The following is a 26,491-nucleotide window of genomic DNA, read 5'->3' as shown; positions in this document are numbered from 1 at the left end:
TTTTCAGACGCGAATAAAAACGCCCGGCGCGGCCGGGCGTCTCAAAGGTAAAGCGATGGATCAGATGCGCTTGGCTTGTGCCGCCGCGTTGCCGATGTAGCTGGCTGGCGTGAGCTTCTTCAGCTCGGCCTTGGCTTCGACAGGCATGTCCAGGCCATCGATGAAAGTCTGCAGCGCTTCAGGGCTGATGCCCTTGCCACGGGTCAGTTCTTTCAGCTTTTCATACGGGTTTTCGATGTTGTAGCGACGCATCACGGTCTGGATCGGCTCGGCCAGGACTTCCCAGCAAGCGTCCAGGTCGGCGGCGATCTTCTGCTCGTTCAGTTCCAGCTTGCTGATGCCCTTGAGGCTGGCTTCATAGGCAATGACGCTATGGGCAAAGCCCACGCCCAGGTTGCGCAGCACGGTGGAGTCGGTCAGGTCGCGCTGCCAGCGGGAGATCGGCAGTTTGCTCGCCAGGTGCTGGAACAGTGCGTTGGCGATGCCCAGGTTGCCTTCGGAGTTTTCGAAGTCGATCGGGTTGACCTTGTGCGGCATGGTCGAGGAGCCGATTTCGCCAGCGATGGTGCGCTGCTTGAAGTAACCCAGGGAGATGTAGCCCCAGATGTCACGGTCGAAGTCGATCAGGATGGTGTTGAAGCGTGCGATCGCATCGAACAGCTCGGCGATGTAGTCGTGCGGTTCGATCTGGGTGGTGTACGGGTTGAAGCTCAGGCCCAGTTCGTCTTCGATGAAGGCGCGGGCGTTGGCTTCCCAGTCGATGTCCGGGTAGGCCGACAGGTGGGCGTTGTAGTTGCCCACGGCGCCGTTGATCTTGCCCAGCAGCGGCACGGCGGCCACTTGGGCGATCTGGCGCTCCAGGCGGTAGACGACGTTCGCCAGTTCCTTGCCCAGGGTGGTCGGCGAAGCCGGTTGACCGTGGGTGCGCGACAGCATCGGCACGTCGGCGAAGCGGATCGCCAGCTCGCGGATGGCCTGGGCGGTCTGGCGCATCAGCGGCAGCATCACCTCATCACGGCCTTCACGCAGCATCAGGGCGTGGGACAGGTTGTTGATGTCCTCGCTGGTGCAGGCGAAGTGGATGAACTCGCTGACGTTAGCCAGTTCCGGCAGCTTGGCCGCCTGCTCCTTGAGCAGGTATTCGATGGCCTTGACGTCGTGGTTGGTGGTGCGCTCGATCTCTTTGACGCGCTCGGCGTGCTCCAGCACAAAGTTTTCCGCCAGGGTGTTGAGCACCGCGTTGGCTTCGGCGGAGAACGCCGGGACTTCAGGGATGGCAGGGTGAGCGGCCAGGCGCTGGAGCCAGCGCACTTCAACCAGGACGCGGGCACGGATCAGGCCGTACTCGCTGAAAATCGGGCGCAGGGCCTGGGTTTTGCCGGCGTAGCGGCCGTCAACAGGGGAAACCGCAGTGAGCGAAGAGAGCTGCATGGGGTGTTCTCGGACAGTCGGGCAACGAAATGGGGCGCGTATCATACATGAAAACCAGCGCCGGTCCGTCGCCAACTGACCGGCGTGTTACGCGTAACAAGCAAAACTGTTTATCACCCGTGGCGAGGGGATTTATCCCCGTTGGGCTGCGAAGCGGCCCCAAACCAGGCAACTCGGTGCGCCGGAACATTGAGTTCGCTGCTTTTAGGGCTGCTGCGCAGCCCAGCGGGGATAAATCCCCTCGCCACAAAAAAAGCAAGTTGAGGCGACTTATTCGTTGCGCATCAACGGGTAAAGCTCTTTCAACAATTTGCGTCGGCTGATCACCAGTTGCCAGCGATGGCCACCCAACTGCCGCCACAGCCGTGCCGAGCGGATCCCGGCCAGGAGCAGGGCGCGGATCTTCGAGGCATTGCTCGGCTGTTGCAGGTTGCGCATGTCGCCATGCACCTGGATGCGTTGGCGCAAAGTGCTCAAGGTGTCCTGGTACAGCGAGCCGCAGGCCGCGACGACGTTTTCGTGAGCCGGGCCGAAGTGCTCGACCTGGGACTGGATCTGCGGCAAGCGTTTGCCGATGGTCTCCAGTAGGTCGTCGCGCTTGGCCAACTGGCGCTCGAGGCCCAGCATCGACAGGGCATAGCGCAGCGGTTCGCGTTGCAGGGCGCTGGGGTCGCGCTCCAGGGCGCCAATCAGTGCACGGTAACCTTCACGCAGGTTCAAGTCGTCGCCGCCGTAGACCTCCAGGGTGTCCTTGGGGTCGCGAACCAGCAGGCTGCCGAGCATGCAGGCCACGCCTGCTTCGGAGGCCTGGCCGGTCTTGGCGATCCGGTCCACCAGCACGGCGGCGAGAAACACACCGCCCAATGCCGTCAGTTGTTCCTGGATAGGGGTCATGCCTGGCTGCTCCAGGGTTGCGCGACTTCGATCACGCCGCCGCCCAGGCAGACGTCGCCGTCGTAGAACACCACGGACTGGCCGGGGGTGACCGCCCGCTGCGGGTCATCGAAGGTGGCGCGGTAGCCCGTGGCGGTTTTTTCCAGGGTGCAGGGCTGGTCGCTCTGGCGATAGCGAACCTTGGCCGTCAGGCGGCGAGGTTCGCTGAGGTCGATCGGGTTGACCCAATAGATGTCGGAGGCGAGCAGGGCGCGGGAAAACAGCCAGGGATGGTCGTTGCCCTGGCCGACGATCAGCTCGTTGTGCTCCAGGTCCTTGACCAGCACGTACCATGGCTCTTCGCCGGCGTCTTTCAGTCCGCCGATGCCCAGGCCTTGGCGCTGGCCGATGGTGTGGTACATCAGGCCATGGTGACGGCCGATGACCTCGCCTTCGGTGGTCTTGATCTCGCCCGGCTGGGCCGGCAGGTATTGCTTGAGGAAATCGCTGAAACGACGCTCGCCAATGAAGCAGATCCCAGTGGAATCTTTCTTCTTGGCTGTGGCCAGGTCATGTTTCTCCGCAATTGCCCGTACTTCGGGCTTTTCCAGTTCGCCAACCGGGAACAGGGTCTTGGCGATCTGCTCGCCGCCGACGGCATGCAGGAAGTAGCTCTGGTCCTTGTTCGGGTCCAGGCCCTTGAGCAGTTCGGTGCGGCCGTCGATGTCGCGGCGACGTACGTAGTGGCCGGTGGCGATCAGGTCGGCGCCGAGCATCATGGCGTAGTCGAGGAACGCCTTGAACTTGATTTCGCGGTTGCAGAGGATGTCCGGGTTCGGCGTGCGGCCGGCCTTGTATTCGGCCAGGAAATGCTCGAACACGTTGTCCCAGTATTCGGCGGCGAAGTTGGCGGTGTGCAGCTTGATGCCAATCTTGTCGCACACGGCCTGGGCGTCCGCCAGGTCGTCCATGGCGGTGCAGTATTCGGTTCCGTCGTCTTCTTCCCAGTTCTTCATGAACAGGCCTTCCACCTCGTAACCCTGCTCGATCAGCAGAAGGGCGGAAACGGAAGAGTCCACGCCGCCGGACATGCCGACAATGACGCGTTGCTTGGGAGTGTTCGAAGAGGCTGGATCACGCATAGGAATTCAATGAGTGTCTTGAAAAAGGACGCGATTCTATCAGGCCCGGGCGCGCAAGGCTAAAGAGAAGGACGGATAAGCTCCAGGCTATGGCGATGGCCGGCCAGATAATCGTCGATGCAGCGGATGATCAGCTCGCTGCGCCAGTGTTCGCGCTGTTCGAGCAGTTCGTCGCGGGTCAGCCATCTGGCGCCGAGGATGCCGTCGTCCAGTTGGTATTCGGGATGGTGTTTCAGGGCCTTGGCGGCGAAGCAGACCCGTTGGTAAGTGACACCGTTGCTAGGGGCGGTGTAGAGGTAGATGCCGGTGACGCTGGTGGGCTCGACGTCCCAGCCGGTTTCTTCGAGGGTTTCGCGCACGGCGGCTTCGATCAGGGTTTCGTTGGGGTCCAGGTGGCCGGCGGGCTGGTTGAGTACCGCGCGGCCGCCTTTGGATTCTTCCACCATCAGGAAGCGGCCGTGGTCTTCGACGATGGTGGCGACGGTGATGTGGGGGTGCCAGTTCATGATGGTTCCTCTATTTTCAGATTGGAATGCCGATCTCACAGGGGATTGTTATCAGGGACGGCAGAAACACAAACCCCGGCACAAGGCCGGGGTTCGTGGTGCTTCCTTACAACCTTACACCAGCGCAGCAATCGCCGCGTTGAAGGTGTTGCTCGGGCGCATGGCCTTGCTGGTCAGTTCCGGGTTGGCGAAGTAGTAACCGCCGATGTCCACGGGCTTGCCTTGCACAGCATTGAGTTCGGCAACGATTTTTTCTTCGTTGTCGGTCAATGTCTTGGCCAGGGTGGTGAACTGGGCCTTGAGGGCTGCGTCGTCATCCTGGGCGGCCAGTGCCTGGGCCCAGAACAGGGTCAGGTAGAAGTGGCTGCCGCGGTTGTCGATGCCGCCGACCTTGCGCGAAGGCGACTTGTTGCGGTCCAGGAACTCGCCGGTAGCCTGGTCGAGGGTCTTGGCCAGCACCAGGGCTTTCGGGTTGTTATAGGTCACGCCCAGGTGTTCCAGGGACGCGGCCAGGGCCAGGAACTCGCCCAGGGAATCCCAGCGCAGGAAGTTCTCTTCCAGCAACTGCTGAACGTGCTTGGGTGCCGAACCGCCGGCGCCGGTTTCGAACAGGCCACCGCCGTTCATCAGCGGCACGATGGACAGCATCTTGGCGCTGGTGCCCAGTTCCATGATCGGGAACAGGTCGGTCAGGTAGTCACGCAGCACGTTGCCGGTCACCGAAATGGTGTCCTTGCCTTCGCGGGTGCGGCCCAGGGTGAACTTCATCGCGTCGACAGGCGACATGATGCGGATGTCCAGGCCGCTGGTGTCGTGGCCCTTCAGGTAGGCCTGGACCTTCTCGATGACCACGCCATCGTGGGCGCGCATCGGGTCCAGCCAGAAGATCGCCGGGGTGCTGCTGGCGCGGGCACGGTTGACGGCCAGCTTGACCCAATCCTGGATCGGCGCGTCCTTGGTCTGGCACATGCGGAAGATATCGCCAGCCTCGACGTTCTGCTCCAGCAGGGTCTGACCGCTGTTGTCCGAAACACGTACCACACCGGCGACCTTGATCTGGAAGGTCTTGTCGTGGGAACCGTACTCTTCGGCTTTCTTGGCCATCAGGCCGACGTTCGGCACGCTGCCCATGGTGGTTGGGTCGAAGGCGCCGTGTTGCTTGCAGTCTTCGATCACCGCCTGGTAGATGGTGGCGTAGCAGCGATCCGGGATCACGGCCTTGGTGTCGTGCAGCTGGCCGTCGGTGCCCCACATCTTGCCGGAGTCACGGATCATGGCCGGCATCGAGGCGTCGACGATGACGTCGCTCGGCACGTGCAGGTTGGTGATGCCTTTGTCGGAGTTGACCATCGCCAGGGATGGGCGTGCCGCGTAGACCGCCTGGATGTCGGCTTCGATCTGCGCCTGCTGTTCGGCCGGCAGGGCCTTGATGCGGGCGTACAGGTCGCCGATGCCGTTGTTCAGGTTGAAGCCGATCTGCTCCAGCACTTGCGCGTGCTTGGCCAGGGCGTCTTTATAGAACTCGGCCACGATCTGGCCGAACATGATCGGGTCGGAGACCTTCATCATGGTGGCCTTGAGGTGGACCGACAGCAGCACGCCTTTTTGCTTGGCGTCTTCGATTTCGGCGGCGATGAACTCGCGCAGGGCGTTTTTGCTCATCACGGCGCAATCGAGGATCTCACCGGCTTGTACGGTGGTCTTTTCCTTCAGGACAGTGGCAGTGCCGTCCTGGGCGATCAGCTCGATTTTCACGCTGCCGGCGGTGTCGATCAGGGCGGCTTTTTCGCTGCCGTAGAAATCGCCGGTGCTCATGTGGGCTACGTGGGACTTGGAGTCCGCGGCCCAGGCGCCCATCTTGTGCGGGTGCTTGCGGGCGTAGTTCTTGACCGACAGCGGCGCGCGACGGTCGGAGTTGCCTTCGCGCAGGACCGGGTTCACGGCGCTGCCCTTGACCTTGTCGTAACGGGCGCGCGCGTCTTTCTCGGCATCAGTGGTCACGGTTTCCGGGTAGTCCGGCAGTGCGTAGCCCTGGGCCTGCAATTCCTTGATCGCGGCCTGCAGTTGCGGCACCGAGGCGCTGATGTTCGGCAGCTTGATGATGTTCGCTTCGGGCGTAACGGCCAGGTCGCCCAGTTCGGCGAGGTGGTCGGCTACGGCTTTGTCACCCAGTTGCTCGGGGAAGCTGGCCAGGATGCGCCCTGCGAGGGAGATATCGCGGGTTTCCACGGCGATATCGGCCGAAGCGGTAAAGGCTTCGACGATCGGCAGCAGCGAATAGGTGGCGAGGGCAGGCGCTTCGTCGGTGAAGGTATAGATGATCTTCGAGCGGGTGGGCATATTCGGATTAACTCTCTTCTTTGCTAAAGCATGCGCAGAAACTCGAGGGGCGCCGGGTAAGCGCGTTCGTTCAAAGTCATCCGTGAGCCGAATGTCGAGGTTTCTTCGCGGTGATGTTGGGTGCATCAGTCGAGCGTCAAGCGGTCGGGCCGCGGTAACGGTCCGGCTTTCAAAATGGCGGAAAGTCTCGTAATAGAGCCATCAGCCGTCGTGACCCTGTGGTCAGCGGCGGCATTATACATAGGTAGCTGGCGATCTGCCGATGGTTCATAGACTTCCGTACACGTCCATTGGTCTAAACGTCGCAGTACTCCTGGGGCGGACTATGCTCATGTTTGGCGCTTTTCCCTTGGTTTTCAGGCTTGTACACGGCCAAGTGCAAGGCTTTGCCACGGATGGGCCTAACGTAGGGTTTGCGTGCCGATTCAACTGGGGTACGCTCGAACGCAGCCAGATGTTCAATCCAAGCAATGGAGTTCAGCATGGGGTATCAAAAGATTCAGGTTCCAGCCGTCGGTGACAAAATCACCGTCAATGCAGACCATTCTCTTAATGTTCCCGACAACCCGATCATCCCCTTCATCGAAGGCGACGGCATTGGCGTCGATATTAGTCCGGTCATGATCAAGGTTGTGGACGCTGCGGTTCAGAAGGCCTATGGCGGCAAGCGCAAGATTTCCTGGATGGAAGTCTATGCCGGTGAGAAAGCGACCCAGGTCTACGACCAGGACACCTGGCTGCCCCAGGAAACCCTGGATGCGGTCAAGGACTACGTGGTGTCCATCAAGGGCCCGCTGACCACGCCGGTTGGTGGCGGTATCCGTTCGTTGAACGTAGCCCTGCGCCAGCAGCTCGACCTGTATGTCTGCCTGCGCCCGGTGCGCTGGTTCGAAGGCGTGCCAAGCCCGGTCAAGAAGCCTGGCGACGTGGACATGACAATCTTCCGTGAGAACTCCGAGGACATCTACGCGGGTATCGAGTGGAAGGCCGGTTCGGCCGAGGCCACCAAGGTCATCAAGTTCCTGAAAGAAGAAATGGGCGTGACCAAGATCCGCTTCGATGAGGATTGCGGCATCGGCGTCAAGCCGGTTTCCAAGCAGGGCACCAAGCGCCTGGCTCGCAAGGCCCTGCAATATGTGGTCGATAACGATCGCGATTCGCTGACCATCGTGCACAAAGGCAACATCATGAAGTTCACCGAAGGTGCCTTCAAGGAATGGGCCTACGAAGTGGCGGCCGAGGAATTCGGCGCGACCCTGCTCGACGGTGGGCCGTGGATGCAGTTCAAGAACCCGCGGACCGGCAAGAACGTCATCGTCAAGGACGCCATCGCCGATGCGATGTTGCAGCAGATCCTGTTGCGTCCAGCTGAATATGACGTGATCGCCACCCTGAACCTGAACGGTGACTACCTGTCCGACGCCCTGGCGGCGGAAGTGGGCGGCATCGGCATCGCGCCGGGCGCCAACCTGTCCGACACCGTGGCGATGTTCGAGGCCACCCACGGTACCGCGCCCAAGTACGCTGGCAAGGACCAGGTCAACCCGGGTTCGCTGATCCTGTCGGCGGAAATGATGCTGCGTCACATGGGTTGGACCGAAGCGGCCGACCTGATCATCAAGGGCACCAATGGCGCGATTTCGGCCAAGACCGTGACCTATGACTTCGAACGCTTGATGGAGGGTGCCAAGCTGGTGTCGTCCTCGGGCTTCGGTGATGCCCTGATTTCGCACATGTAAGCGAATCGGCCCTCAGCGCGAATGCCCGGCTCGAGTGATCGAGTCGGGCATTTTCATTCGGGCGGGGAGGCGACTGGCGGTCAGTGCGTCTCGGTGACCCTGAAACTGACAGGGGCGGGTGCGGGTGCGTCTTCGACAGGGACAACCTTGATGTCGACCGCATGCAGGCCCCTGGGGCCCTGGATGACGTTGAACATCACGGGTTGCCCTGCCTTCAGGGTCTTGTAGCCTTCCATCTCGATCGCCGAATAATGGGCGAACAGGTCTTCGTTATCCCTGCCGTCAGCGAGAATGAAACCGTAACCCTTGGCATTATTGAACCATTTCACCTTACCCTTCATCTTGACGCCCGACATAAGCCATTTCCCTCTGCAACGCACTCCATCACTGGAGTATCATCCAGTCCATCCGCAGGCTAATCTTGTTATCAGGATAGATTCCACGGACCTTTTTAACCCACGATGGGCTCTATTGGTTGTAACACCGATTTCCCGATAGTCAAGGTGGCTCCGGTGGTCGTGGTTGAAATCGCCCACAAGCGCCCCCATCACTGTATTCGCCAACTAAACGAACCTTTCTTTCCATGCATGCAGTCAGCCAGATTCGACTAACATTCAATCAGGATCGCCCGGATCTACACGACGACGATTCCGCAGGCATTGCTGTTCAGGAAGCAAAGCCGACATTACAGGCGCCACCGATGTACAAGGTGGTTTTGTTCAACGATGACTACACACCGATGGATTTCGTCGTCGAAGTGCTCGAGGTGTTTTTTAACCTGAATCGGGAGCTGGCGACCAAGGTCATGCTGGCCGTCCATACAGAGGGACGGGCAGTATGTGGAGTGTTTACCCGCGACATCGCCGAGACTAAGGCCATGCAGGTCAACCAGTACGCCCGGGAAAGCCAGCATCCGCTACTCTGTGAAATCGAGAAGGACGGTTAACGCCGACCACTTGGGTATGAGGTGAAGCTATGTTAAACCGCGAGCTCGAAGTCACCCTCAATCTTGCCTTCAAGGAGGCTCGTTCGAAGCGTCATGAATTCATGACCGTCGAGCACCTGCTGCTGGCCCTATTGGATAACGAGGCTGCCGCCACCGTTTTGCGTGCCTGCGGCGCGAACCTCGATAAACTCAAGCATGATCTGCAGGAGTTCATCGACTCCACCACGCCATTGATCCCCGTGCATGACGAGGATCGCGAAACCCAGCCAACCCTGGGCTTCCAGCGTGTCCTGCAACGTGCTGTCTTTCATGTGCAGAGCTCGGGCAAGCGTGAAGTCACCGGCGCCAACGTGCTGGTTGCGATTTTCAGCGAGCAGGAAAGCCAGGCGGTGTTCCTGCTCAAGCAGCAGAGCGTTGCGCGTATCGATGTCGTCAACTACATCGCCCATGGCATCTCCAAGGTGCCGGGGCATGGCGATCATTCCGAGGGTGAGCAGGATATGCAGGACGACGAGGGCGGTGAGTCTTCTTCTTCAGGCAACCCGTTGGATGCCTATGCCAGCAACCTGAACGAACTGGCGCGCCAGGGACGTATCGATCCGCTGGTCGGGCGCGAGGCGGAAGTCGAGCGCGTGGCCCAGATCCTGGCCCGGCGTCGCAAGAACAACCCGTTGCTGGTGGGCGAGGCGGGCGTGGGCAAGACCGCGATTGCCGAAGGCCTGGCCAAGCGCATTGTCGACAACCAGGTGCCGGACCTGCTGGCCAACAGCGTGGTGTATTCCCTCGACCTGGGGGCCTTGCTGGCCGGTACCAAATACCGCGGCGATTTCGAGAAGCGCTTCAAGGCGTTGCTCGGCGAACTGAAAAAACGTCCGCAGGCGATCCTGTTCATCGACGAAATCCACACCATTATTGGTGCCGGGGCCGCGTCGGGCGGGGTCATGGATGCGTCCAACTTGCTCAAGCCGCTGTTGTCGTCGGGTGATATCCGTTGCATCGGCTCGACCACGTTCCAGGAATTCCGCGGGATCTTCGAGAAAGACCGTGCCCTGGCCCGGCGTTTCCAGAAGGTCGATGTGTCGGAGCCTTCGGTGGAAGACACCATTGGCATCCTGCGCGGCCTGAAGGGGCGTTTCGAGCTGCACCACAACATCGAATACAGCGATGAAGCCCTGCGCGCGGCGGCTGAACTGGCCTCGCGCTACATCAATGACCGGCACATGCCGGACAAGGCCATCGACGTCATCGACGAAGCGGGTGCCTATCAGCGCCTGCAACCCGTGGAGAAGCGGGTCAAGCGCATCGAAGTGCCGCAGGTCGAGGACATCGTCGCGAAAATCGCGCGTATTCCGCCCAAGCACGTCACCAGTTCCGACAAGGAACTGCTGCGTAACCTGGAGCGTGACCTGAAGCTGACGGTGTTCGGCCAGGATGCGGCCATCGACTCGCTGTCGACCGCCATCAAGCTGTCCCGTGCCGGTCTCAAGTCGCCGGACAAGCCGGTCGGTTCGTTCCTGTTTGCCGGTCCTACCGGTGTCGGCAAGACCGAGGCGGCACGGCAGCTGGCCAAGGCGATGGGCATCGAGCTGGTGCGCTTCGACATGTCCGAGTACATGGAGCGCCACACCGTATCGCGTCTGATCGGTGCGCCTCCGGGTTATGTCGGTTTCGACCAGGGCGGCCTGTTGACCGAAGCCATCACCAAGCAACCGCACTGCGTATTGTTGCTCGACGAAATCGAGAAGGCGCATCCGGAAGTCTTCAACCTGCTCCTGCAGGTCATGGACCACGGTACGCTGACCGATAACAACGGGCGCAAGGCGGACTTCCGTAACGTGATCGTCATCATGACCACGAACGCCGGTGCCGAAACCGCGGCTCGCGCTTCGATCGGTTTCACCCATCAGGACCACTCGTCCGATGCGATGGAAGTGATCAAGAAGAGCTTCACGCCTGAGTTCCGCAACCGCCTGGACACCATCATCCAGTTTGGTCGCCTCAGCCATGAAGTCATCAAGAGCGTGGTGGACAAGTTCCTTACTGAACTTCAGGCCCAGCTCGAAGACAAGCGTGTGTTGCTGGAGGTCACCGACGCGGCCCGCAGCTGGCTGGCGGAAGGTGGTTACGACGTGACGATGGGGGCGCGGCCGATGGCTCGCTTGATCCAGGACAAGATCAAGCGTCCGCTGGCGGAGGAGATCCTCTTTGGCGAGCTGGCCGAGCATGGCGGTGTGGTTCACATCGACATCAAGGACGGCGAGCTGACCTTCGACTTCGAAACCACGGCCGAAATGGCCTGATCGTTAGCTGCAATAAAGCAAAAGGCGCCGAAAGGCGCCTTTTTGCTGGCTTCAGAAATACGCCGACTTCCTGTGGGAGCGGGCTTGCTCGCGAATGCAGTTGCACATTCAACATCTATGCAAGCTGACCACCGCCTTCGCGAGCAAGCCCGCTCCCACAGTTTGTCTTGGGCAAGGCACAAGATTAGGTTTCGCCCCAATACCCTGTGGGAGCCGAGCTTGCTCGCGATGGCGTCGGTCCGGTCGACATTGATGTTGACTGACGCTCCGCTATCGCGAGCAGGCTCGCTCCCACAGTGTGTCTTGGGCAGGGCACAAGATTAGGTTTCGCCCCAATACCCTGTGGGAGCCGAGCTTGCTCGCGATGGCGTCGGTCCGGTCGACATTGATATTGGCTGACGCTCCGCTATCGCGAGCAGGCTCGCTCCCACAGTTTGTCTTGGGCGAAGCACAAGATTAGGTTTCGCCCCAATACCCTGTGGGAGCCGAGCTTGCTCGCGATGGCGTCGGTCCGGTCGACATTGATGTTGACTGACGCTCCGCTATCGCGAGCAGGCCCGCTCCCACAGTTTGTCTTGGGCAAGGCACAGATTGGGTTTCGCCCCAAGACCCTGTGGGAGCCGAGCTTGCTCGCGATGGCGTCGGTCCGGTCGACATTGATATTGGCTGATACTCCGCTATCGCGAGCAAGCTTGGCTCCCACAAACAAAAACGCCCGGCATCAGCCGGGCGTCTTGTATTGACTTGTTAGCGAGCGCGGTAAGTGATGCGCCCTTTGCTCAAGTCATAGGGCGTCAGCTCGACGCGCACTTTGTCACCGGTAAGAATACGAATGTAGTTCTTGCGCATCTTGCCGGAGATATGCGCGGTTACGACGTGCCCATTTTCCAACTCCACACGAAACATGGTGTTGGGCAGGGTGTCGACGACAGTGCCTTCCATTTCGAAGCTGTCTTCTTTCGACATGCAGTAAAGCCCTCGGTATCCAGTGAATGGCCCGGTGCAACTGCGCCAGGCAAAAGCGGCGTGCATTGTGCCCGAAAAAGGGGGGGCAAGCCAAGGGGTTCTAGCTTTTAAGCCGAAGGGGGCTAACTCAGGACAACCCACCGCTGGTTAACCAGCAATTCGATAGGCCGATATTGGGTCTTGTAGTTCATTTTCTTGCAGTTCTTGATCCAGTAGCCCAGGTACACCGCTTCCAGCCCCAGGCGCCGCGCTTCGTTGATTTGCCAGAGAATGGCAAAGCGCCCCAGGCTGCGCCGTTCCTCTTCGGGCTCATAGAAGGTGTACACCGCTGAAAGGCCGTTGGGCAGCAGGTCGGTGACAGCGATGGCGACCAGTCGCCCCTCGAGGCGGAACTCATAAAAGCGGGAAAACGGCAGGTCACGCACCAGGAAGGTCGAGAACTGATCCCGGCTGGGCGGGTACATGTCGCCATCGGCATGACGTTGTTCGATGTAGCGCTGGTACAGGTCGAAGTATTCCTCGGTGAACTGCGGCTTGGCCGGGCGGACCTGAAGGTCGGCGTTGCGCTTGAAAATGCGCTTCTGCTGGCGATTGGGCAAAAACTGCGCCACGGGGATCCGCGCCGGGACGCAGGCGTTGCAATGTTGGCAGTGGGGCCGGTAAAGGTGGTCGCCGCTACGACGAAAGCCCATTTCCGACAGGTCTGCGTAGACATGCACATCCATGGGCTGGCTAGGGTCGAGGAACAGCGTCGTGGCCTGCTCCTCCGGCAGGTAACTGCAAGAGTGGGGCTGAGTGGCATAGAACTTCAAACGCGCCAACTCGGTCATGAATCAACCCTCGGATGAGCTTTAAATCTAATTGTAAGCCAGGAGCGCGGATGTCGCTCAGCAAACCCAAGTCGCACGGTTGGGTTGGTCCAGGTGCGCCTCCAGATACTCGGCGAACCGCGTACGCGGGATCGAGCGGGCGCCGAGGCTGTGCAGGTGCTCGGTGGGCATCTGACAGTCGATCAGCACGAAACCGGCGGCCTTGAGGTGTTGGACCAACATGGCGAAGCCGAATTTCGACGCATTGTCGGCCCGGCTGAACATGGATTCGCCAAAAAACAGCTGGCCCATGGCCAAGCCATACAGGCCGCCCACCAACGCCCCTTGGTCCCAGACTTCCACCGAGTGGGCGAAGCCGCGCCGATGCAGTTCCAGATAAGCGGTTTGCATGGCCTCGGTGATCCAGGTGCCGTCGGCGTAGTCCCGTGGCGCGGCGCAGGCCTGGATAACCGCGGCAAAATCCTGGTCGAACGTCACTTCATAACGCTGCTTGCGCAACAGCTTGCCCAGGCTGCGGGAGATGTGCAGTTCGTCGGGAAATAACACCGTGCGGGGGTCTGGCGACCACCACAGGATCGGTTGCCCCTCGGAAAACCAGGGGAAGCAGCCGTGGCGATAGGCCTGGATCAGCCGGTCGGCCGACAGATCGCCACCGGCCGCCAATAACCCGTTGGGATCGCGCATGGCTTTTGCCAGTGGCGGAAATTCGAAGCTGTTGCGTTGTAACCAGGTCAGCATGAGTGTCCGGCTTGTAGAAGGGGAGGGCGGGTGACGGGGCTCGTCCGTCACGAGCACCCGCCGGGAAGGTTAACCGTCAAACGGCCGGGATGTCATCGAGATACTTCTCCGCGTCGAGCGCGGCCATGCAGCCGGCGCCGGCGGAGGTAATCGCCTGGCGATAGACATGGTCGGCCACGTCGCCAGCGGCGAATACGCCTTCGATATCGGTCGCGGTGGCGTTGCCTTCGCTGCCGCCGCGCACGAGCAGGTAGCCGTCGCGCATCGCCAACTGGCCCTGGAACAGATCGGTGTTGGGTTTGTGGCCGATGGCAATGAACACCCCGGCCAGAGACAGGGTGCTGGTTTCACCGCTCTCGCTGTGTCGCAGGCGCGCGCCGGTCACGCCGCTGGCGTCGCCCAGGACTTCATCCAGGTTCTGGTTCCAGTGCAGCTTGATATTGCCGCTGCTGGCCTTTTCGAAGAGTTTGTCCTGGAGGATTTTCTCGGCGCGCAGCTTGTCGCGGCGGTGGACCAGGTGCACTTCTCGGGCGATGTTCGACAGGTACAGGGCTTCCTCGACCGCGGTGTTGCCGCCGCCAACCACCGCCACCACCTGGTTGCGATAGAAAAAACCATCGCACGTCGCACAGGCGGAAACCCCTTTGCCGGCGAAGCTTTCTTCCGAGGGCAGTCCCAGGTACTGGGCCGAGGCGCCGGTGGCAATGATCAGCGCATCACAGGTGTAGGTGCCGCTGTCGCCGATCAATTCGAACGGGCGCTGCTGCAACTTGGCGGTGTGGACATGGTCGTAGACGATCTGCGTGTCGAAACGCTCGGCGTGCCGTTGCATGCGCTCCATCAATACCGGGCCGGTCAGGCCTTCGACATCGCCGGGCCAGTTGTCGACTTCCACGGTGGTGGTGAGCTGGCCACCGGCCTGTATGCCGGTTATGACAACGGGTTTGAGGTTGGCGCGGGCGGCATAGACAGCGGCGCTGTACCCCGCAGGGCCGGAACCCAGAATGATCAGGCGTGAATGCTTCACTTCGCTCATAAAAAACACCTCATAAGCCTTTGTCACAAAAGAGAATGCATGGTCCAATTGACGCGTGTGCACCTTGAGTCCGGCTATGTTGCTACCCAGCGCGCGGCCAATGCCTTGGCGTCGACAAACCCGTACAATGCATGGGTTTTGAACGCAGGGTGACCCAAAGATCAAAATTTTCCGCCGCGCCGGCAGTTTTCTGGATGCACCTCACAGTGGTAAAAGTAGTACCGGTTGTGCACATTCACTTTTTTACCTGCTCGTCATGGGCAGTTTTTTATAGTCATTCAACAGATGGACGCGCCATTGGCGCAGGAAAAGAAGCGTTTTGAAGAAATCCACCGCAGCACCCAAACCAGTCGTTCCGCTCTGGCGCCAGCAATTGCACTACCGGCTCAAGGAAGGTGCGTTGATCGCCATCGGCGCCCTGTGCCTGTTCCTGATGATGGCCTTGCTGACCTACGGCAAGGACGATCCGGGCTGGAGCCATAACAGCAAGATCGACGATGTGCAGAATTTCGGCGGTCCGGCCGGCTCCTACAGCGCCGACATCCTGTTCATGGTGCTGGGCTATTTCGCCTACATTTTCCCGCTGCTGCTGGCGATCAAGGCCTACCAGATCTTCCGTCAGCGCCACGAGCCGTGGCAGTGGAGCGGCTGGCTGTTCTCCTGGCGCCTGATCGGCCTGGTGTTCCTGGTGCTGTCGGGGGCCGCGCTGGCCCATATCCATTTCCATGCGCCCACCGGCTTGCCGGCCGGGGCGGGCGGCGCCCTGGGGGAAAGCCTCGGCGACCTGGCCAGGAACGCCCTGAACATCCAGGGCAGCACGTTGTTGTTCATTGCCCTGTTCCTGTTCGGCCTGACGGTGTTCACCGACCTGTCCTGGTTCAAGGTCATGGACGTCACCGGCAAGATCACCCTCGACCTGATCGAACTGATCCAGGGCGCCGTCAACCGCTGGTGGGCGGCGCGCACCGAGCGCAAGCAACTGGTGGCGCAACTGCGTGAAGTCGACGACCGCGTCCACGACGTGGTGGCCCCGACCACACCGGACAAACGCGAGCAGGCCAAGGTCAAGGAACGCCTGATCGAGCGTGAGCAGGCGTTGAGCAAGCACATGTCCGAGCGCGAAAAACAGGTGCCGCCGGTCATTACCATGGCCCCACCCAAGCCGCCGGAGCAGAGCAAGCGCGTGCAGAAAGAGAAACAGGCGCCGCTGTTCGTCGACAGCGCGGTGGAAGGCACCTTGCCGCCGATCTCGATCCTCGACCCGGCCGAGAAGAAGCAGCTCAATTATTCCCCTGAATCCCTGGCGGCCGTCGGCCACTTGCTGGAGATCAAGCTCAAGGAGTTCGGCGTTGAGGTCTCGGTGGACTCGATCCATCCGGGCCCGGTGATTACCCGTTACGAAATCCAGCCGGCCGCTGGCGTGAAGGTCAGCCGCATCGCCAACCTGGCGAAGGACCTGGCGCGTTCCCTGGCCGTGACCAGCGTGCGGGTGGTGGAAGTGATTCCCGGCAAGACCACCGTGGGCATCGAGATTCCCAACGAAGACCGGCAGATCGTGCGCTTCTCCGAAGTGCTGTCGACGCCTGAGTATGACAACCACAAGTCGCCGGTCACCCTGGCCCTGGGCCACGACATCGGCGGCAAGCCGGTCATCACCGACCTGGCGAAGATGCCCCACCTGCTGGTGGCCGGTACCACCGGTTCCGGTAAGTCGGTGGGGGTGAACGCGATGATCCTGTCGATCCTGTTCAAGTCCGGCCCGGAAGACGCCAAGCTGATCATGATCGACCCGAAAATGCTCGAATTGTCGATCTACGAAGGCATCCCGCACTTGCTATGCCCAGTGGTCACCGACATGAAGGACGCCGCCAACGCCTTGCGCTGGAGCGTCGCCGAGATGGAGCGCCGCTACAAGCTGATGGCGAAGATGGGCGTGCGCAACCTGTCGGGCTTCAACGCCAAGGTCAAGGAGGCCGAAGAGGCCGGTACGCCATTGACTGACCCGTTGTATCACCGCGAGAGCATCCACGACGAAGCGCCGCTGCTGCACAAGCTGCCGACCATCGTGGTGGTGGTGGACGAATTCGCCGACATGATGATGATCGTCGGCAAGAAGGTCGAAGAGCTGATCGCCCGTATCGCCCAGAAGGCCCGTGCGGCCGGTATCCACCTGATCCTCGCCACGCAGCGGCCGTCGGTGGATGTGATCACCGGCCTGATCAAGGCCAACATTCCGACCCGCATGGCGTTCCAGGTGTCGAGCAAGATCGACTCGCGGACCATCATCGACCAGGGTGGCGCCGAGCAATTGCTGGGTCACGGTGACATGCTCTACATGCCGCCCGGCACCAGCCTGCCGATCCGTGTGCACGGCGCGTTCGTCTCCGACGACGAAGTGCACCGCGTGGTGGAAGCCTGGAAACTGCGCGGCGCTCCTGAATACAACGACGACATCCTCAACGGTGTCGAAGAAGCCGGCAGCGGTTTCGAAGGCAGCAGTGGTGGCGGTGACGACGATGCTGAAACCGATGCGCTCTATGACGAAGCGGTGCAGTTCGTCCTGGAAAGCCGTCGGGCCTCGATTTCCGCCGTACAGCGCAAGCTGAAGATTGGCTACAACCGCGCCGCCCGCATGATCGAAGCCATGGAAATGGCCGGGGTGGTGACGGCCATGAATACCAACGGTTCGCGCGAAGTACTGGCGCCGGGCCCGATGCGCGACTAATGACCCGGGCGGCCTGCTGAAGCGCCGCCCGCCCCCCCACGACTTCATGAGGACTCCCATGCGCCTGATTCGCATGCTGCTATTGCCCGTACTGGCCTTGTCTACTTTGTCGGCCCACGCCGGCGAAAAGGACGTGGCTCGCCTGACCCAGTTGCTGGGTGGCTCCCAGACCCTGACCGCACGTTTCTCCCAGCTGACCCTCGATGGCAGCGGCACCCAGTTGCAGGAAACCGCCGGCGACATGGCCCTGCAGCGTCCGGGCCTGTTCTACTGGCACACCGATGCGCCAGCCGAACAGCTGATGGTCTCCGATGGCAAGAAAGTCTCCCTGTGGGACCCGGACCTGGAGCAGGTCACCATCAAGACCCTCGACCAGCGCCTGACCCAGACCCCGGCGCTGTTGCTCTCCGGTGACATTTCCGAGATCAGCCAGAGCTTCGACATCACCTCCAAGGAGGCCGGTGGCGTGATTGACTTCACCCTCAAGCCCAAGACCAAGGACAGCCTGTTCGACAGCCTGCGCCTGTCGTTCCGCAATGGCCTGGTCAACGACATGCAGTTGATCGACAGTGTCGGCCAGCGCACCAATATCCTGTTCACCGGGGTCAAGGCGAATGAGCCGATTGCCGCGTCCAAGTTCAAGTTCGACATCCCCAAGGGTGCCGATGTGATTCAGGAATAACCTGCCGGAACCTTGTATGTGGGAGCGGGCTTGCTCGCGAATGCGGTGTTTCAGTTAACAATAATGTCGATTGATACACCGCATTCGCGAGCAAGCCCGCTCCCACAAGGAATCTCGGCAACAGGACCCCAGTGGAGGTTGCATAAGTAGTGATGGACCTGTTTCGAAGCGCCCCGATTGCCCAGCCATTGGCCGCCCGCCTGCGCGCGACCAACCTGGATGAGTACGTCGGCCAGGAGCATGTACTCGCCCGCGGCAAGCCGCTGCGCGAGGCCCTGGAGCAGGGCGCCCTGCACTCGATGATCTTCTGGGGCCCGCCGGGCGTGGGCAAGACCACCCTGGCGCGGCTGCTGGCGGAAGTCTCGGACGCGCACTTCGAAACGGTGTCGGCGGTGCTGGCCGGGGTCAAGGAAATCCGCCAGGCGGTGGAAGTCGCCAAGCAGCAGGCCGGGCAGTACGGCAAGCGCACGATCCTGTTCGTCGACGAGGTGCACCGGTTCAACAAGTCCCAGCAGGACGCGTTCCTGCCCTACGTCGAAGACGGCACGCTGATTTTCATCGGTGCCACCACCGAAAACCCCTCGTTCGAACTCAACAACGCGTTGCTGTCGCGGGCACGGGTCTATGTGCTCAAGAGCCTCGACGAAACGGCGATGCGCAAGCTGGTGCATCGGGCGCTGACCGAGGAGCGCGGCCTGGGCAAGCGGCATTTGAGCCTCAGCGATGAAGGCTTCCAGATCCTGTTTTCCGCCGCCGATGGCGACGGTCGACGCTTACTCAATCTGTTGGAAAACGCCTCGGACCTGGCCGAAGACGACAGCGAGATTGGCGTCGAGCTGTTGCAAAGCCTGCTGGGCGATACCCGCCGGCGTTTCGATAAGGGCGGCGAGGCGTTCTACGACCAGATTTCGGCGCTGCACAAATCGGTACGCGGCTCCAATCCTGACGGTGCCCTGTACTGGTTTGCGCGGATGATCGACGGCGGCTGCGATCCGCTGTACCTGGCGCGGCGCGTGGTGCGCATGGCCAGCGAAGACATCGGCAATGCCGACCCGCGGGCCCTGAGCCTGTGCCTGGCGGCGTGGGACGTGCAAGAGCGCCTCGGCAGCCCGGAGGGCGAACTCGCCGTGGCCCAGGCCATCACCTACCTGGCCTGCGCGCCGAAGAGCAACGCCGTGTACATGGGCTTCAAGGCCGCGATGCGCAGCGCTACCGAACACGGCTCCCTCGAAGTGCCGCTGCACCTGCGCAACGCGCCAACCAAGCTTATGAAGCAGTTGGGCTATGGCGATGAATACCGTTACGCCCATGACGAGCCGGACGCCTATGCGGCTGGCGAAGACTATTTTCCCGATGAACTCGACCCCCAGCGCTTCTACCAGCCGGTGCCCCGGGGCCTTGAGCTGAAGATCGGCGAGAAGCTCAACCACCTGGCGCAACTGGACCGTCTGAGTCCACGGCAGCGGAGAAAACCTTGATCCCCTTGATACTGGCCGTTTCCGCTGGCGGCGTTGCCGGCACCTTGTTGCGTTTCGCCACGGGCAACTGGATCAACGCAAATTGGCCGCGGCACTTCTATACCGCGACGCTGGCCGTTAATATCGTGGGCTGTCTGCTGATCGGCGTTCTATACGGTCTGTTTTTGATTCGCCCGGAAGTGCCCATCGAGGTGCGGGCCGGGCTGATGGTTGGCTTTCTCGGCGGCCTGACGACTTTTTCATCCTTTTCACTGGATACGGTGCGCCTGCTGGAAAGCGGGCAGGTGCCGCTGGCCCTGGGCTATGCGGCCATCAGCGTATTCGGCGGGCTGCTCGCCACGTGGGCCGGCCTGTCCTTGACCAAACTTTGATAACGAGAGACCGACATGCTCGATTCCAAACTGTTACGTAGCAACCTTCAGGACGTAGCGGACCGCCTGGCTTCCCGTGGCTTCACCCTGAATGTCGCGCGCATCGAAGCGCTGGAAGAACAGCGCAAGACCGTCCAGACCCGCACCGAAGCCCTGCAGGCTGAACGTAACGCGCGCTCCAAGTCCATCGGTCAGGCCAAGCAGCGTGGCGAAGACATCGCGCCGCTGATGGCCGATGTCGAGCGCATGGCGGGCGAATTGAGCGCGGGCAAGGTCGAGCTGGACGCGATCCAGACCGAGCTGGATTCAATCCTGCTGGGCATCCCGAACCTGCCTCACGAATCGGTGCCGGTCGGTGAAGACGAAGACGGCAACGTCGAAGTGCGCCGTTGGGGCACGCCGACCACCTTCGATTTCCCGGTGCAGGACCACGTGGCATTGGGCGAGAAGTTCGGCTGGCTCGATTTCGAAACCGCCGCCAAGCTGTCGGGCGCGCGTTTCGCCTTGCTGCGCGGGCCGATCGCCCGTCTGCATCGGGCCCTGGCACAGTTCATGATCAACCTGCACGTGACCGAGCACGGCTACGAGGAAGCCTACACGCCGTACCTGGTCCAGGCCCCGGCGCTGCAAGGCACCGGCCAGTTGCCGAAGTTCGAGGAAGACCTGTTCAAGATCAGCCGCGACGGCGAGGCCGACCTCTACCTGATCCCGACCGCCGAAGTCTCGTTGACCAACATCGTCGCTGGCGAGATCGTCGACGCCAAGCAACTGCCGATCAAGTTCGTTGCCCATACGCCGTGCTTCCGCAGCGAAGCCGGGGCGTCGGGCCGCGACACCCGTGGCATGATCCGCCAGCACCAGTTCGACAAGGTCGAGATGGTCCAGGTCGTCGAACCTTCGAAGTCCATGGAAGCCCTGGAAAGCCTGACCGCCAACGCCGAGAAAGTCCTGCAACTGCTGGAACTGCCGTATCGCACCCTGGCGCTGTGCACCGGCGACATGGGCTTCAGCGCGGTGAAGACCTATGACCTGGAAGTCTGGATCCCGAGCCAGGACAAGTACCGCGAGATTTCGTCGTGCTCCAACTGTGGCGACTTCCAGGCCCGCCGCATGCAGGCGCGCTTCCGCAACCCGGAAACCGGCAAGCCGGAACTGGTCCACACCCTCAACGGCTCCGGCCTGGCGGTAGGGCGTACCCTGGTGGCCGTGCTGGAAAACTACCAGCAGGCCGACGGTTCGATCCGGGTGCCCGAGGTGTTGAAACCCTACATGGGCGGCATCGAGGTCATCGGCTAAATGGACTATCTGCCACTGTTCCACAACCTGCGCGGCAGCCGCGTGCTGGTGGTCGGCGGCGGGGAAATTGCCTTGCGCAAGTCCCGCCTGCTGGCCGATGCCGGCGCGTTGCTGCGGGTGGTCGCACCCGACATCGAACCGCAGTTGCGGGAACTGGTCAGTGGCAGCGGCGGCGAGTGTGTCCAGCGCGGTTACCTGGAGACGGATCTGGACGGTTGCGGGCTGATCATTGCCGCCACCGACGACGAACCGCTCAATGCCCAGGTCTCGGCCGACGCTCACAAGCGTTGCGTGCCGGTCAACGTGGTGGACGCGCCGGCCCTGTGCAGCGTGATCTTTCCGGCCATCGTCGACCGCTCCCCATTAGTGATTGCGGTGTCCAGTGGCGGCGATGCGCCGGTGCTGGCGCGGCTAATCCGGGCCAAGCTGGAAACCTGGATTCCTTCGACTTACGGGCAACTGGCGGGGCTGGCGGCGCGTTTCCGCAATCAGGTCAAAGGTTTGTTCCCCGATGTCCAGCAGCGCCGGGCATTTTGGGAAGAAGTGTTCCAAGGCCCCATCGCCGACCGTCAGTTGGCCGGGCAGGGCGGCGAGGCCGAGCGCTTGCTGCGGGAAAAGATCGACGGCCAGGCGCCGAACGCGCCGGGCGAAGTCTATCTGGTGGGGGCCGGGCCGGGTGATCCGGACCTGCTGACCTTCCGCGCCTTGCGCCTGATGCAGCAGGCGGACGTGGTGTTGTACGACCGCCTGGTGGCCCCGGCGATCCTGGAACTGTGCCGGCGCGACGCCGAGCGCATCTACGTCGGCAAGCGCCGCGCCGACCATGCCGTGCCCCAGGACCAGATCAACCAGCAATTGGTCGACCTGGCCCGCCAGGGCAAGCGTGTGGTGCGGTTGAAGGGCGGTGATCCGTTCATTTTCGGCCGTGGCGGGGAAGAGATCGAGGAACTGGCGGCCCATGGCATCCCGTTCCAGGTCGTCCCAGGCATCACCGCCGCCAGTGGTTGCGCGGCCTACGCCGGGATCCCGCTGACCCATCGCGACTACGCCCAGTCGGTGCGTTTCATCACCGGCCATCTCAAGGACGGCACCAGCGATCTGCCGTGGGCCGACCTGGTGTCCCCGGCGCAGACGCTGGTGTTCTACATGGGTTTGGTTGGCTTGCCGATGATCTGCAACGAGCTGATCAAGCACGGCCGTGCGGCGGACACGCCAGCGGCGTTGATTCAGCAGGGTACGACGTCCAACCAACGGGTTTTTACCGGCACGTTGGCGGATTTGCCGCGTCTGGTGGCCGAGCATGAGGTGCATGCGCCGACGTTGGTGATTGTTGGGGAAGTGGTGCAGTTGCGTGAGAAGTTGGCTTGGTTTGAAGGGGCTCAGGGGCAGGTCTGAAGACCGCGTCGCGCCCTTCGCGAGCAAGCCCGCTCCCACATTTGATCGCGTTCAGCCGAAGAATCAAGGCCAACGCCAATCCAGTGTGGGAGCGGGCTTGCTCGCGAAGAGGCCCTCAACTGCAACAAAGATCCAGGATCAATCCCCAGCCCCGCGCCAAATCCCTTTCCCACTCAACCGCTCCCGATCATGGGCCACCGTAAAATCCTGCTTCGGCCCCTTGGGCACGATCCCATTCGGATTGATGGTCTTGTGGCTGCCGTAGTAATGGCCCTGGATATGGGTGAAATCCACGGTGTCGGCAATCCCCGGCCATTGATACAGCTCCCGCAGCCAGTTCGACAGGTTCGGGTAATCGGCGATGCGCCGCAGGTTGCATTTGAAATGGCCGAAGTACACCGCGTCGAAGCGGATCATCGTGGTGAAGAGCCGGATGTCGGCCTCGGTCAGGTATTCGCCCGCCAGGTAACGACGGTTTGCCAGCAACGTTTCCAGCCAATCCAGCTCGGCAAATAATCGGTCGAAGGCTTCTTCGTACGCCGCTTGGGCCGTGGCGAATCCAGCGCGATAGACGCCGTTGTTCACCGCCGGGTAGATGCGCTCGTTCAACGCGTCGATCTCGCCGCGCAGGTTTTCGGGATACAGGTCCAGGTCGTTGCCGGTCAAGCCGTCGAAGGCGCTGTTGAACATGCGGATGATTTCCGCCGATTCGTTGCTGACGATGCGCCGTTGCTGTTTGTCCCACAGCGCCGGCACGGTGACGCGACCGGTGTAGTCCGGCGTGTCGGCGGTGTAGCGCTGATGAAGGAATTGCAGATCGTCGAGTTTGTCACCCGTGGAGCCGTGGGCCTTGTCGAAGGTCCAGCCGTTCTCCAGCATCAGGTAGCTGACCACCGAGACGTCGATCAGATTTTCCAGGCCCTTGAGCTTGCGAAAGATCAGCGTGCGGTGGGCCCAGGGGCAGGCCAGGGAGACATACAAATGGTAGCGCCCGGCCTCGGCGGCAAAGCCGCTCTCGCCGGAAGGGCCGGCGCTGCCGTCGGCGGTCACCCAATTGCGGCGTTGCGCCTGCTCGCGCTGGAAACTGCCGTCCTTGCTTTCATACCACTGGTCCTGCCAGCGGCCCTCGACCAACAAACCCATCTGAATGTCCTCGCTCAATAATCATTGGAGACGAGTCTATTCCGATAGGTTCGAACTAAAAGCGCAAAGGTTGGGCGTTAATGATCGGTTAAATCGAACGGTCCCGGGCGTCCCAATACTGCTGGGCTTTTTCGAACGCTTCTTCGCGAGCCAGGCCCAGGCCACGCAGGGCCAATGCCATGGTGGCGATCAGGGCCAGTTGCGGGTAGCTGTCCTCGACGTCACCGCGCCAGATTGCCTTCAAGTGCTCGGGGTCGAGGCGCTCGGGTTTGACGTGGCGCTGCTCGGCCAGTCGCGGCCATTCTTCGTCCCAACTGGTGCCGCCAGTGGTGCCATACAGGTGGCTATCGGCGTCCGGGTTGATCTCGATCTCGCCGCCGTCGCCCTTGATTACGATGGCGGTGTCACCGAGCAGGCCGCTGGCATCGCGATGCACGGCCTGGTAGCCCGGGTGGAAGATGCTTTGCAAGCCGCAACGAGCCGCCAGCGGATTGAGGATCCGCGCCAGGGAATGGATCGGCGAGCGCAGGCCCAGGGTGTTGCGCAGGTCGATCATGCGCTGCATTTGCGGCGCCCAATCCACCAGCGGCATGAAGGCCAGGCCGCCGTTGTCCAGCGCGCTGCCGACCTGTTGCCAATCCCTGCACAGCGGGATCCGCAGCAAGCCCAGCAATTGTTCGGTGTAGAGCCGCCCGGCGGTGTGAGCGCCGCCGCCGTGCATGAAGATCCGCACGCCGTTCTGCCCCAGGCATTTGGCCGCCAGCAGGTACCACGGCAAATGGCGCTTCTTGCCGGCGTAGGTCGGCCAGTCGAGGTCCACCGTCAACGCCGGAACCACCAGGCGCTCACGCAGGGCTTCGGTGAAGCCGGCCATTTCCTCGGCGCTTTCTTCCTTGTGCCGCAGCAGCATCAGGAAGGCGCCCAGTTGGGTGTCCTCGACTTTTTCATCGAGGACCAGGCCCATGGCTTCGCGGGCTTCTTCGCGGGTCAGGTTGCGGGCGCCGCGCTTGCCTTTGCCAAGGATGCGCACGAACTGGGCGAATGGGTGTTCGGCCGGGGTTTCAAGGGTCAGCGCTGGGAAGTCGGTCATAAGCAATTCGTCGGTTTGGGCAGGCCCGCCAGCTTGGCGGCGAGTTTGGCGGGAGTGCCTTTGAACAATCGGTTCAGGTGCAGGCTGTTGCCTTTGTCCGCCCCCAGTTTCAGCGCCGTGTATTTGATCAGCGGCCGGGTCGCGGGGGAGAGTTGGAATTCGTCGTAGAAGCCGCGCAGCAGTTCGAGGATTTCCCAGTGTTCGGGGCTCAAGTCGATGTCTTCGGCGGCGGCCAGGGCGGTGGCGACTTCGGCCGACCAGTCGTCCAGGTCGACCAGGTAGCCGTCCTTGTCCAATGCGATGGCGCGACCGCCCACGTTCAGCGTATTCATAGCCAGGTGTTGACCTTGTCGTGCTCGATCGACAGTTCGACGAAACCTGAGTAGTTGATGGCTTCGGCCCAGTCTGGCGTGTCCAGGGCGCGGGCCTGTAAGTCTTCGGCGAGCACGAACAGGCTCACGCCCGCAGCCTGCAGCACTTCGAACGGTGGGCTGCCCGGTTGCAACGCGTACGTCGCGTCGCCGCACAACAGCAGCGCATCCTGATTGCCCAGTACCCGCAGGCAACTGGCGAGGCGGTTGTCGCCGAAGGGCGAATGAGACAACACATGCAAAGTCGACATCAGAGGGTGATCACCTGGTCGTAGCGGTCGATGAGCGCGGCGATGTCCGCGGCGCCCAGTACTTTCACCTCGCCCAGCGCCAGGGCATCGGTGGCGACGCCGCGTTCGGCGGCGCTGTCGGCGCAGAGAAACAGGTCGTCGACACCGAACATCGGCAAGGCCTGCAGGTTGGCGCTCAGGTCCTTTTGCTGGACTGCCTTGGCGTTTTGGCCGGCGCTGAGCTGGAACACGCCGTCATCGAGAAACAGCAGGCCGATGGGCAGGTCGAACGCCCCGCCGGCGAGGACGATGTCCAGCGCTTCACGGGCGCCGGGGCCGGACCATGGGGCTTGGCGGCTGATCAGCAGTAAAGACTTGGCCATCATGCGCCTCCAAAACAGATCAAGCGGTCGGCGTCCTGGATCGCATCGTGCAACTGGCCCAGCCCGGACAAGGCCCAGGGCGCTTCGACACTGGCCGCCGAGCGCTGATAGCGCTGGGCCTCTTCCTCGTTCAACACGCCACGGCGCAACGCCGCGGCGATGCAGACCACGCCGTCGAGCCGGTTGTCGCTGACAAAGGCGCGCCACTGCTGGGGCAGGTCCTGCTCGTCCTGGGGCGTGACGACACTGGCACAGGCGTTGTAGACGCCGTCCTGATAGAAAAACAGCCGTACGATCTCATGCCCACCCGCCAGCGCCGCCTGGGCAAACAGCAAGGCACGGCGCGAGGAGGGCGCATGAGCGGCGGAAAACAGCGCAATGGCGAACTTCATGACAGACCCGATCAGCAAAACTGCGGCCATGATAAAGCTTTATGGGCGGTGGGGCGATTGTGAGGAGAGGGCGAGGCCTTTGGAGGAT

Annotated in this window: 25 protein-coding genes; 9 read left to right on the top strand and 16 right to left on the bottom strand. The window is 61.8% G+C overall.

The annotated features are described in order from the left end of the window. Window positions 1-60 precede the first annotated feature (60 nt). The 5 genes from purB to HU715_RS13005 all read right to left on the bottom strand — a co-directional run bounded on the left by purB (window position 61) and on the right by HU715_RS13005 (window position 6,292). Window positions 61-1,431: an adenylosuccinate lyase gene (purB, locus tag HU715_RS13025; RefSeq protein ID WP_186709769.1), complete on the bottom strand. Its 1,371-nt coding sequence runs from the start codon at window positions 1,429-1,431 to the stop codon at window positions 61-63. A gap of 270 nt (window positions 1,432-1,701) precedes the next feature. Then, window positions 1,702-2,325 carry a high frequency lysogenization protein HflD gene (gene hflD, locus HU715_RS13020; protein ID WP_053123192.1) on the bottom strand — a complete coding sequence of 208 codons (624 nt, stop codon included), beginning with the start codon at window positions 2,323-2,325 and terminating at the stop codon, window positions 1,702-1,704. After that, complete coding sequence (mnmA, locus tag HU715_RS13015; protein ID WP_186709770.1) at window positions 2,322-3,446, bottom strand: tRNA 2-thiouridine(34) synthase MnmA; 1,125 nt, start codon at window positions 3,444-3,446, stop codon at window positions 2,322-2,324. Before mnmA ends, hflD begins: the two co-directional genes overlap by 4 nt. 59 nt (window positions 3,447-3,505) lie before the next feature. Then, window positions 3,506-3,952: an NUDIX hydrolase gene (locus HU715_RS13010; protein ID WP_186709771.1), complete on the bottom strand. Its 447-nt coding sequence runs from the start codon at window positions 3,950-3,952 to the stop codon at window positions 3,506-3,508. Window positions 3,953-4,066: 114 nt separating this feature from the next. Further along, window positions 4,067-6,292 (bottom strand): NADP-dependent isocitrate dehydrogenase, encoded by a 2,226-nt coding sequence (locus HU715_RS13005; protein ID WP_186709772.1) that lies wholly within the window; start codon window positions 6,290-6,292, stop codon window positions 4,067-4,069. Window positions 6,293-6,774: 482 nt separating this feature from the next. Here HU715_RS13005 and icd point away from each other — a divergent pair, with 482 nt between their 5' ends. Beyond that, entirely contained in the window at window positions 6,775-8,031 is a 1,257-nt protein-coding gene (icd, locus tag HU715_RS13000; protein ID WP_053123183.1) for an NADP-dependent isocitrate dehydrogenase, read from the top strand. Between the two features lie 80 nt (window positions 8,032-8,111). Here icd and HU715_RS12995 read toward each other — a convergent pair whose 3' ends face one another. Beyond that, window positions 8,112-8,387: a cold shock domain-containing protein gene (locus HU715_RS12995; protein ID WP_275957405.1), complete on the bottom strand. Its 276-nt coding sequence runs from the start codon at window positions 8,385-8,387 to the stop codon at window positions 8,112-8,114. Window positions 8,388-8,614: 227 nt separating this feature from the next. Between HU715_RS12995 and clpS the strand changes: the two genes are divergently transcribed. Together clpS and clpA are read left to right on the top strand one after the other, a co-directional pair. Further along, on the top strand, window positions 8,615-8,977 hold the full coding sequence (clpS, locus tag HU715_RS12990) for an ATP-dependent Clp protease adapter ClpS (protein ID WP_186709774.1): 363 nt from the start codon (window positions 8,615-8,617) through the stop codon (window positions 8,975-8,977). A gap of 29 nt (window positions 8,978-9,006) precedes the next feature. Next, the gene (gene clpA / locus HU715_RS12985; RefSeq protein ID WP_024616766.1) at window positions 9,007-11,277 is read left to right on the top strand and encodes an ATP-dependent Clp protease ATP-binding subunit ClpA; all 2,271 of its coding nucleotides are present in this window, start codon (window positions 9,007-9,009) and stop codon (window positions 11,275-11,277) included. A gap of 747 nt (window positions 11,278-12,024) precedes the next feature. Here the strand turns inward: clpA and infA are convergent. The 4 genes from infA to trxB all read right to left on the bottom strand — a co-directional run bounded on the left by infA (window position 12,025) and on the right by trxB (window position 14,847). Beyond that, window positions 12,025-12,243 (bottom strand): translation initiation factor IF-1, encoded by a 219-nt coding sequence (gene infA / locus HU715_RS12980; protein WP_002553999.1) that lies wholly within the window; start codon window positions 12,241-12,243, stop codon window positions 12,025-12,027. A 122-nt stretch (window positions 12,244-12,365) separates the two neighbouring features. Further along, window positions 12,366-13,073: an arginyltransferase gene (locus HU715_RS12975; RefSeq protein WP_186710162.1), complete on the bottom strand. Its 708-nt coding sequence runs from the start codon at window positions 13,071-13,073 to the stop codon at window positions 12,366-12,368. Between the two features lie 57 nt (window positions 13,074-13,130). Next, on the bottom strand, window positions 13,131-13,811 hold the full coding sequence (gene aat / locus HU715_RS12970; RefSeq protein ID WP_186710169.1) for a leucyl/phenylalanyl-tRNA--protein transferase: 681 nt from the start codon (window positions 13,809-13,811) through the stop codon (window positions 13,131-13,133). 76 nt (window positions 13,812-13,887) lie between these two features. After that, window positions 13,888-14,847 (bottom strand): thioredoxin-disulfide reductase, encoded by a 960-nt coding sequence (gene trxB / locus HU715_RS12965; RefSeq protein WP_186710171.1) that lies wholly within the window; start codon window positions 14,845-14,847, stop codon window positions 13,888-13,890. A 319-nt stretch (window positions 14,848-15,166) separates the two neighbouring features. On the opposite strand from trxB, the gene HU715_RS12960 reads away from it, so the two are divergent. From HU715_RS12960 to cysG, 6 genes are all read left to right on the top strand, one after another. Next, window positions 15,167-17,572, top strand: coding sequence for a DNA translocase FtsK (locus tag HU715_RS12960; protein WP_186710172.1), 2,406 nt, complete (start codon window positions 15,167-15,169; stop codon window positions 17,570-17,572). A gap of 58 nt (window positions 17,573-17,630) precedes the next feature. Then, a complete protein-coding gene (gene lolA, locus HU715_RS12955) occupies window positions 17,631-18,254 on the top strand; it encodes an outer membrane lipoprotein periplasmic chaperone LolA (RefSeq protein ID WP_186710180.1) in 624 nt (207 codons plus the stop codon). A gap of 152 nt (window positions 18,255-18,406) precedes the next feature. After that, complete coding sequence (locus tag HU715_RS12950; protein ID WP_186710181.1) at window positions 18,407-19,732, top strand: replication-associated recombination protein A; 1,326 nt, start codon at window positions 18,407-18,409, stop codon at window positions 19,730-19,732. Continuing rightward, window positions 19,729-20,103: a fluoride efflux transporter CrcB gene (gene crcB, locus HU715_RS12945; RefSeq protein WP_018608522.1), complete on the top strand. Its 375-nt coding sequence runs from the start codon at window positions 19,729-19,731 to the stop codon at window positions 20,101-20,103. Before HU715_RS12950 ends, crcB begins: the two co-directional genes overlap by 4 nt. A gap of 15 nt (window positions 20,104-20,118) precedes the next feature. Continuing rightward, window positions 20,119-21,399, top strand: a complete 1,281-nt coding sequence (gene serS / locus HU715_RS12940) for a serine--tRNA ligase (RefSeq protein WP_186710182.1) — start codon at window positions 20,119-20,121, stop codon at window positions 21,397-21,399. Further along, window positions 21,400-22,794, top strand: coding sequence for a siroheme synthase CysG (cysG, locus tag HU715_RS12935; protein WP_053123159.1), 1,395 nt, complete (start codon window positions 21,400-21,402; stop codon window positions 22,792-22,794). Window positions 22,795-22,932: 138 nt separating this feature from the next. Here the strand turns inward: cysG and HU715_RS12930 are convergent, their stop codons facing one another. From HU715_RS12930 to tusD, 6 genes are all read right to left on the bottom strand, one after another. Next, the gene (locus HU715_RS12930; RefSeq protein WP_186710183.1) at window positions 22,933-23,937 is read right to left on the bottom strand and encodes a glutathione S-transferase family protein; all 1,005 of its coding nucleotides are present in this window, start codon (window positions 23,935-23,937) and stop codon (window positions 22,933-22,935) included. Window positions 23,938-24,025: 88 nt separating this feature from the next. After that, window positions 24,026-25,027, bottom strand: a complete 1,002-nt coding sequence (locus HU715_RS12925; RefSeq protein WP_186710184.1) for a glycosyl transferase family protein — start codon at window positions 25,025-25,027, stop codon at window positions 24,026-24,028. Beyond that, window positions 25,024-25,359: a TusE/DsrC/DsvC family sulfur relay protein gene (locus tag HU715_RS12920; protein WP_186710185.1), complete on the bottom strand. Its 336-nt coding sequence runs from the start codon at window positions 25,357-25,359 to the stop codon at window positions 25,024-25,026. Before HU715_RS12920 ends, HU715_RS12925 begins: the two co-directional genes overlap by 4 nt. Continuing rightward, window positions 25,356-25,649 (bottom strand): sulfurtransferase complex subunit TusB, encoded by a 294-nt coding sequence (gene tusB, locus HU715_RS12915; protein ID WP_186710187.1) that lies wholly within the window; start codon window positions 25,647-25,649, stop codon window positions 25,356-25,358. Before tusB ends, HU715_RS12920 begins: the two co-directional genes overlap by 4 nt. Continuing rightward, complete coding sequence (gene tusC / locus HU715_RS12910; protein ID WP_186710189.1) at window positions 25,649-26,011, bottom strand: sulfurtransferase complex subunit TusC; 363 nt, start codon at window positions 26,009-26,011, stop codon at window positions 25,649-25,651. The genes tusB and tusC overlap by 1 nt, the downstream gene beginning before the upstream one ends. Then, window positions 26,011-26,403 (bottom strand): sulfurtransferase complex subunit TusD, encoded by a 393-nt coding sequence (gene tusD, locus HU715_RS12905; protein WP_053123601.1) that lies wholly within the window; start codon window positions 26,401-26,403, stop codon window positions 26,011-26,013. The genes tusC and tusD overlap by 1 nt, the downstream gene beginning before the upstream one ends. Window positions 26,404-26,491: the final 88 nt, after the last annotated feature.

The sequence above is a fragment of the Pseudomonas zanjanensis genome (assembly GCF_014268745.2).
In the GTDB taxonomy this organism is placed as follows: Bacteria; Pseudomonadota; Gammaproteobacteria; order Pseudomonadales; family Pseudomonadaceae; genus Aquipseudomonas; species Aquipseudomonas zanjanensis.
This window is presented reverse-complemented; position numbering and strand designations above follow the sequence as displayed.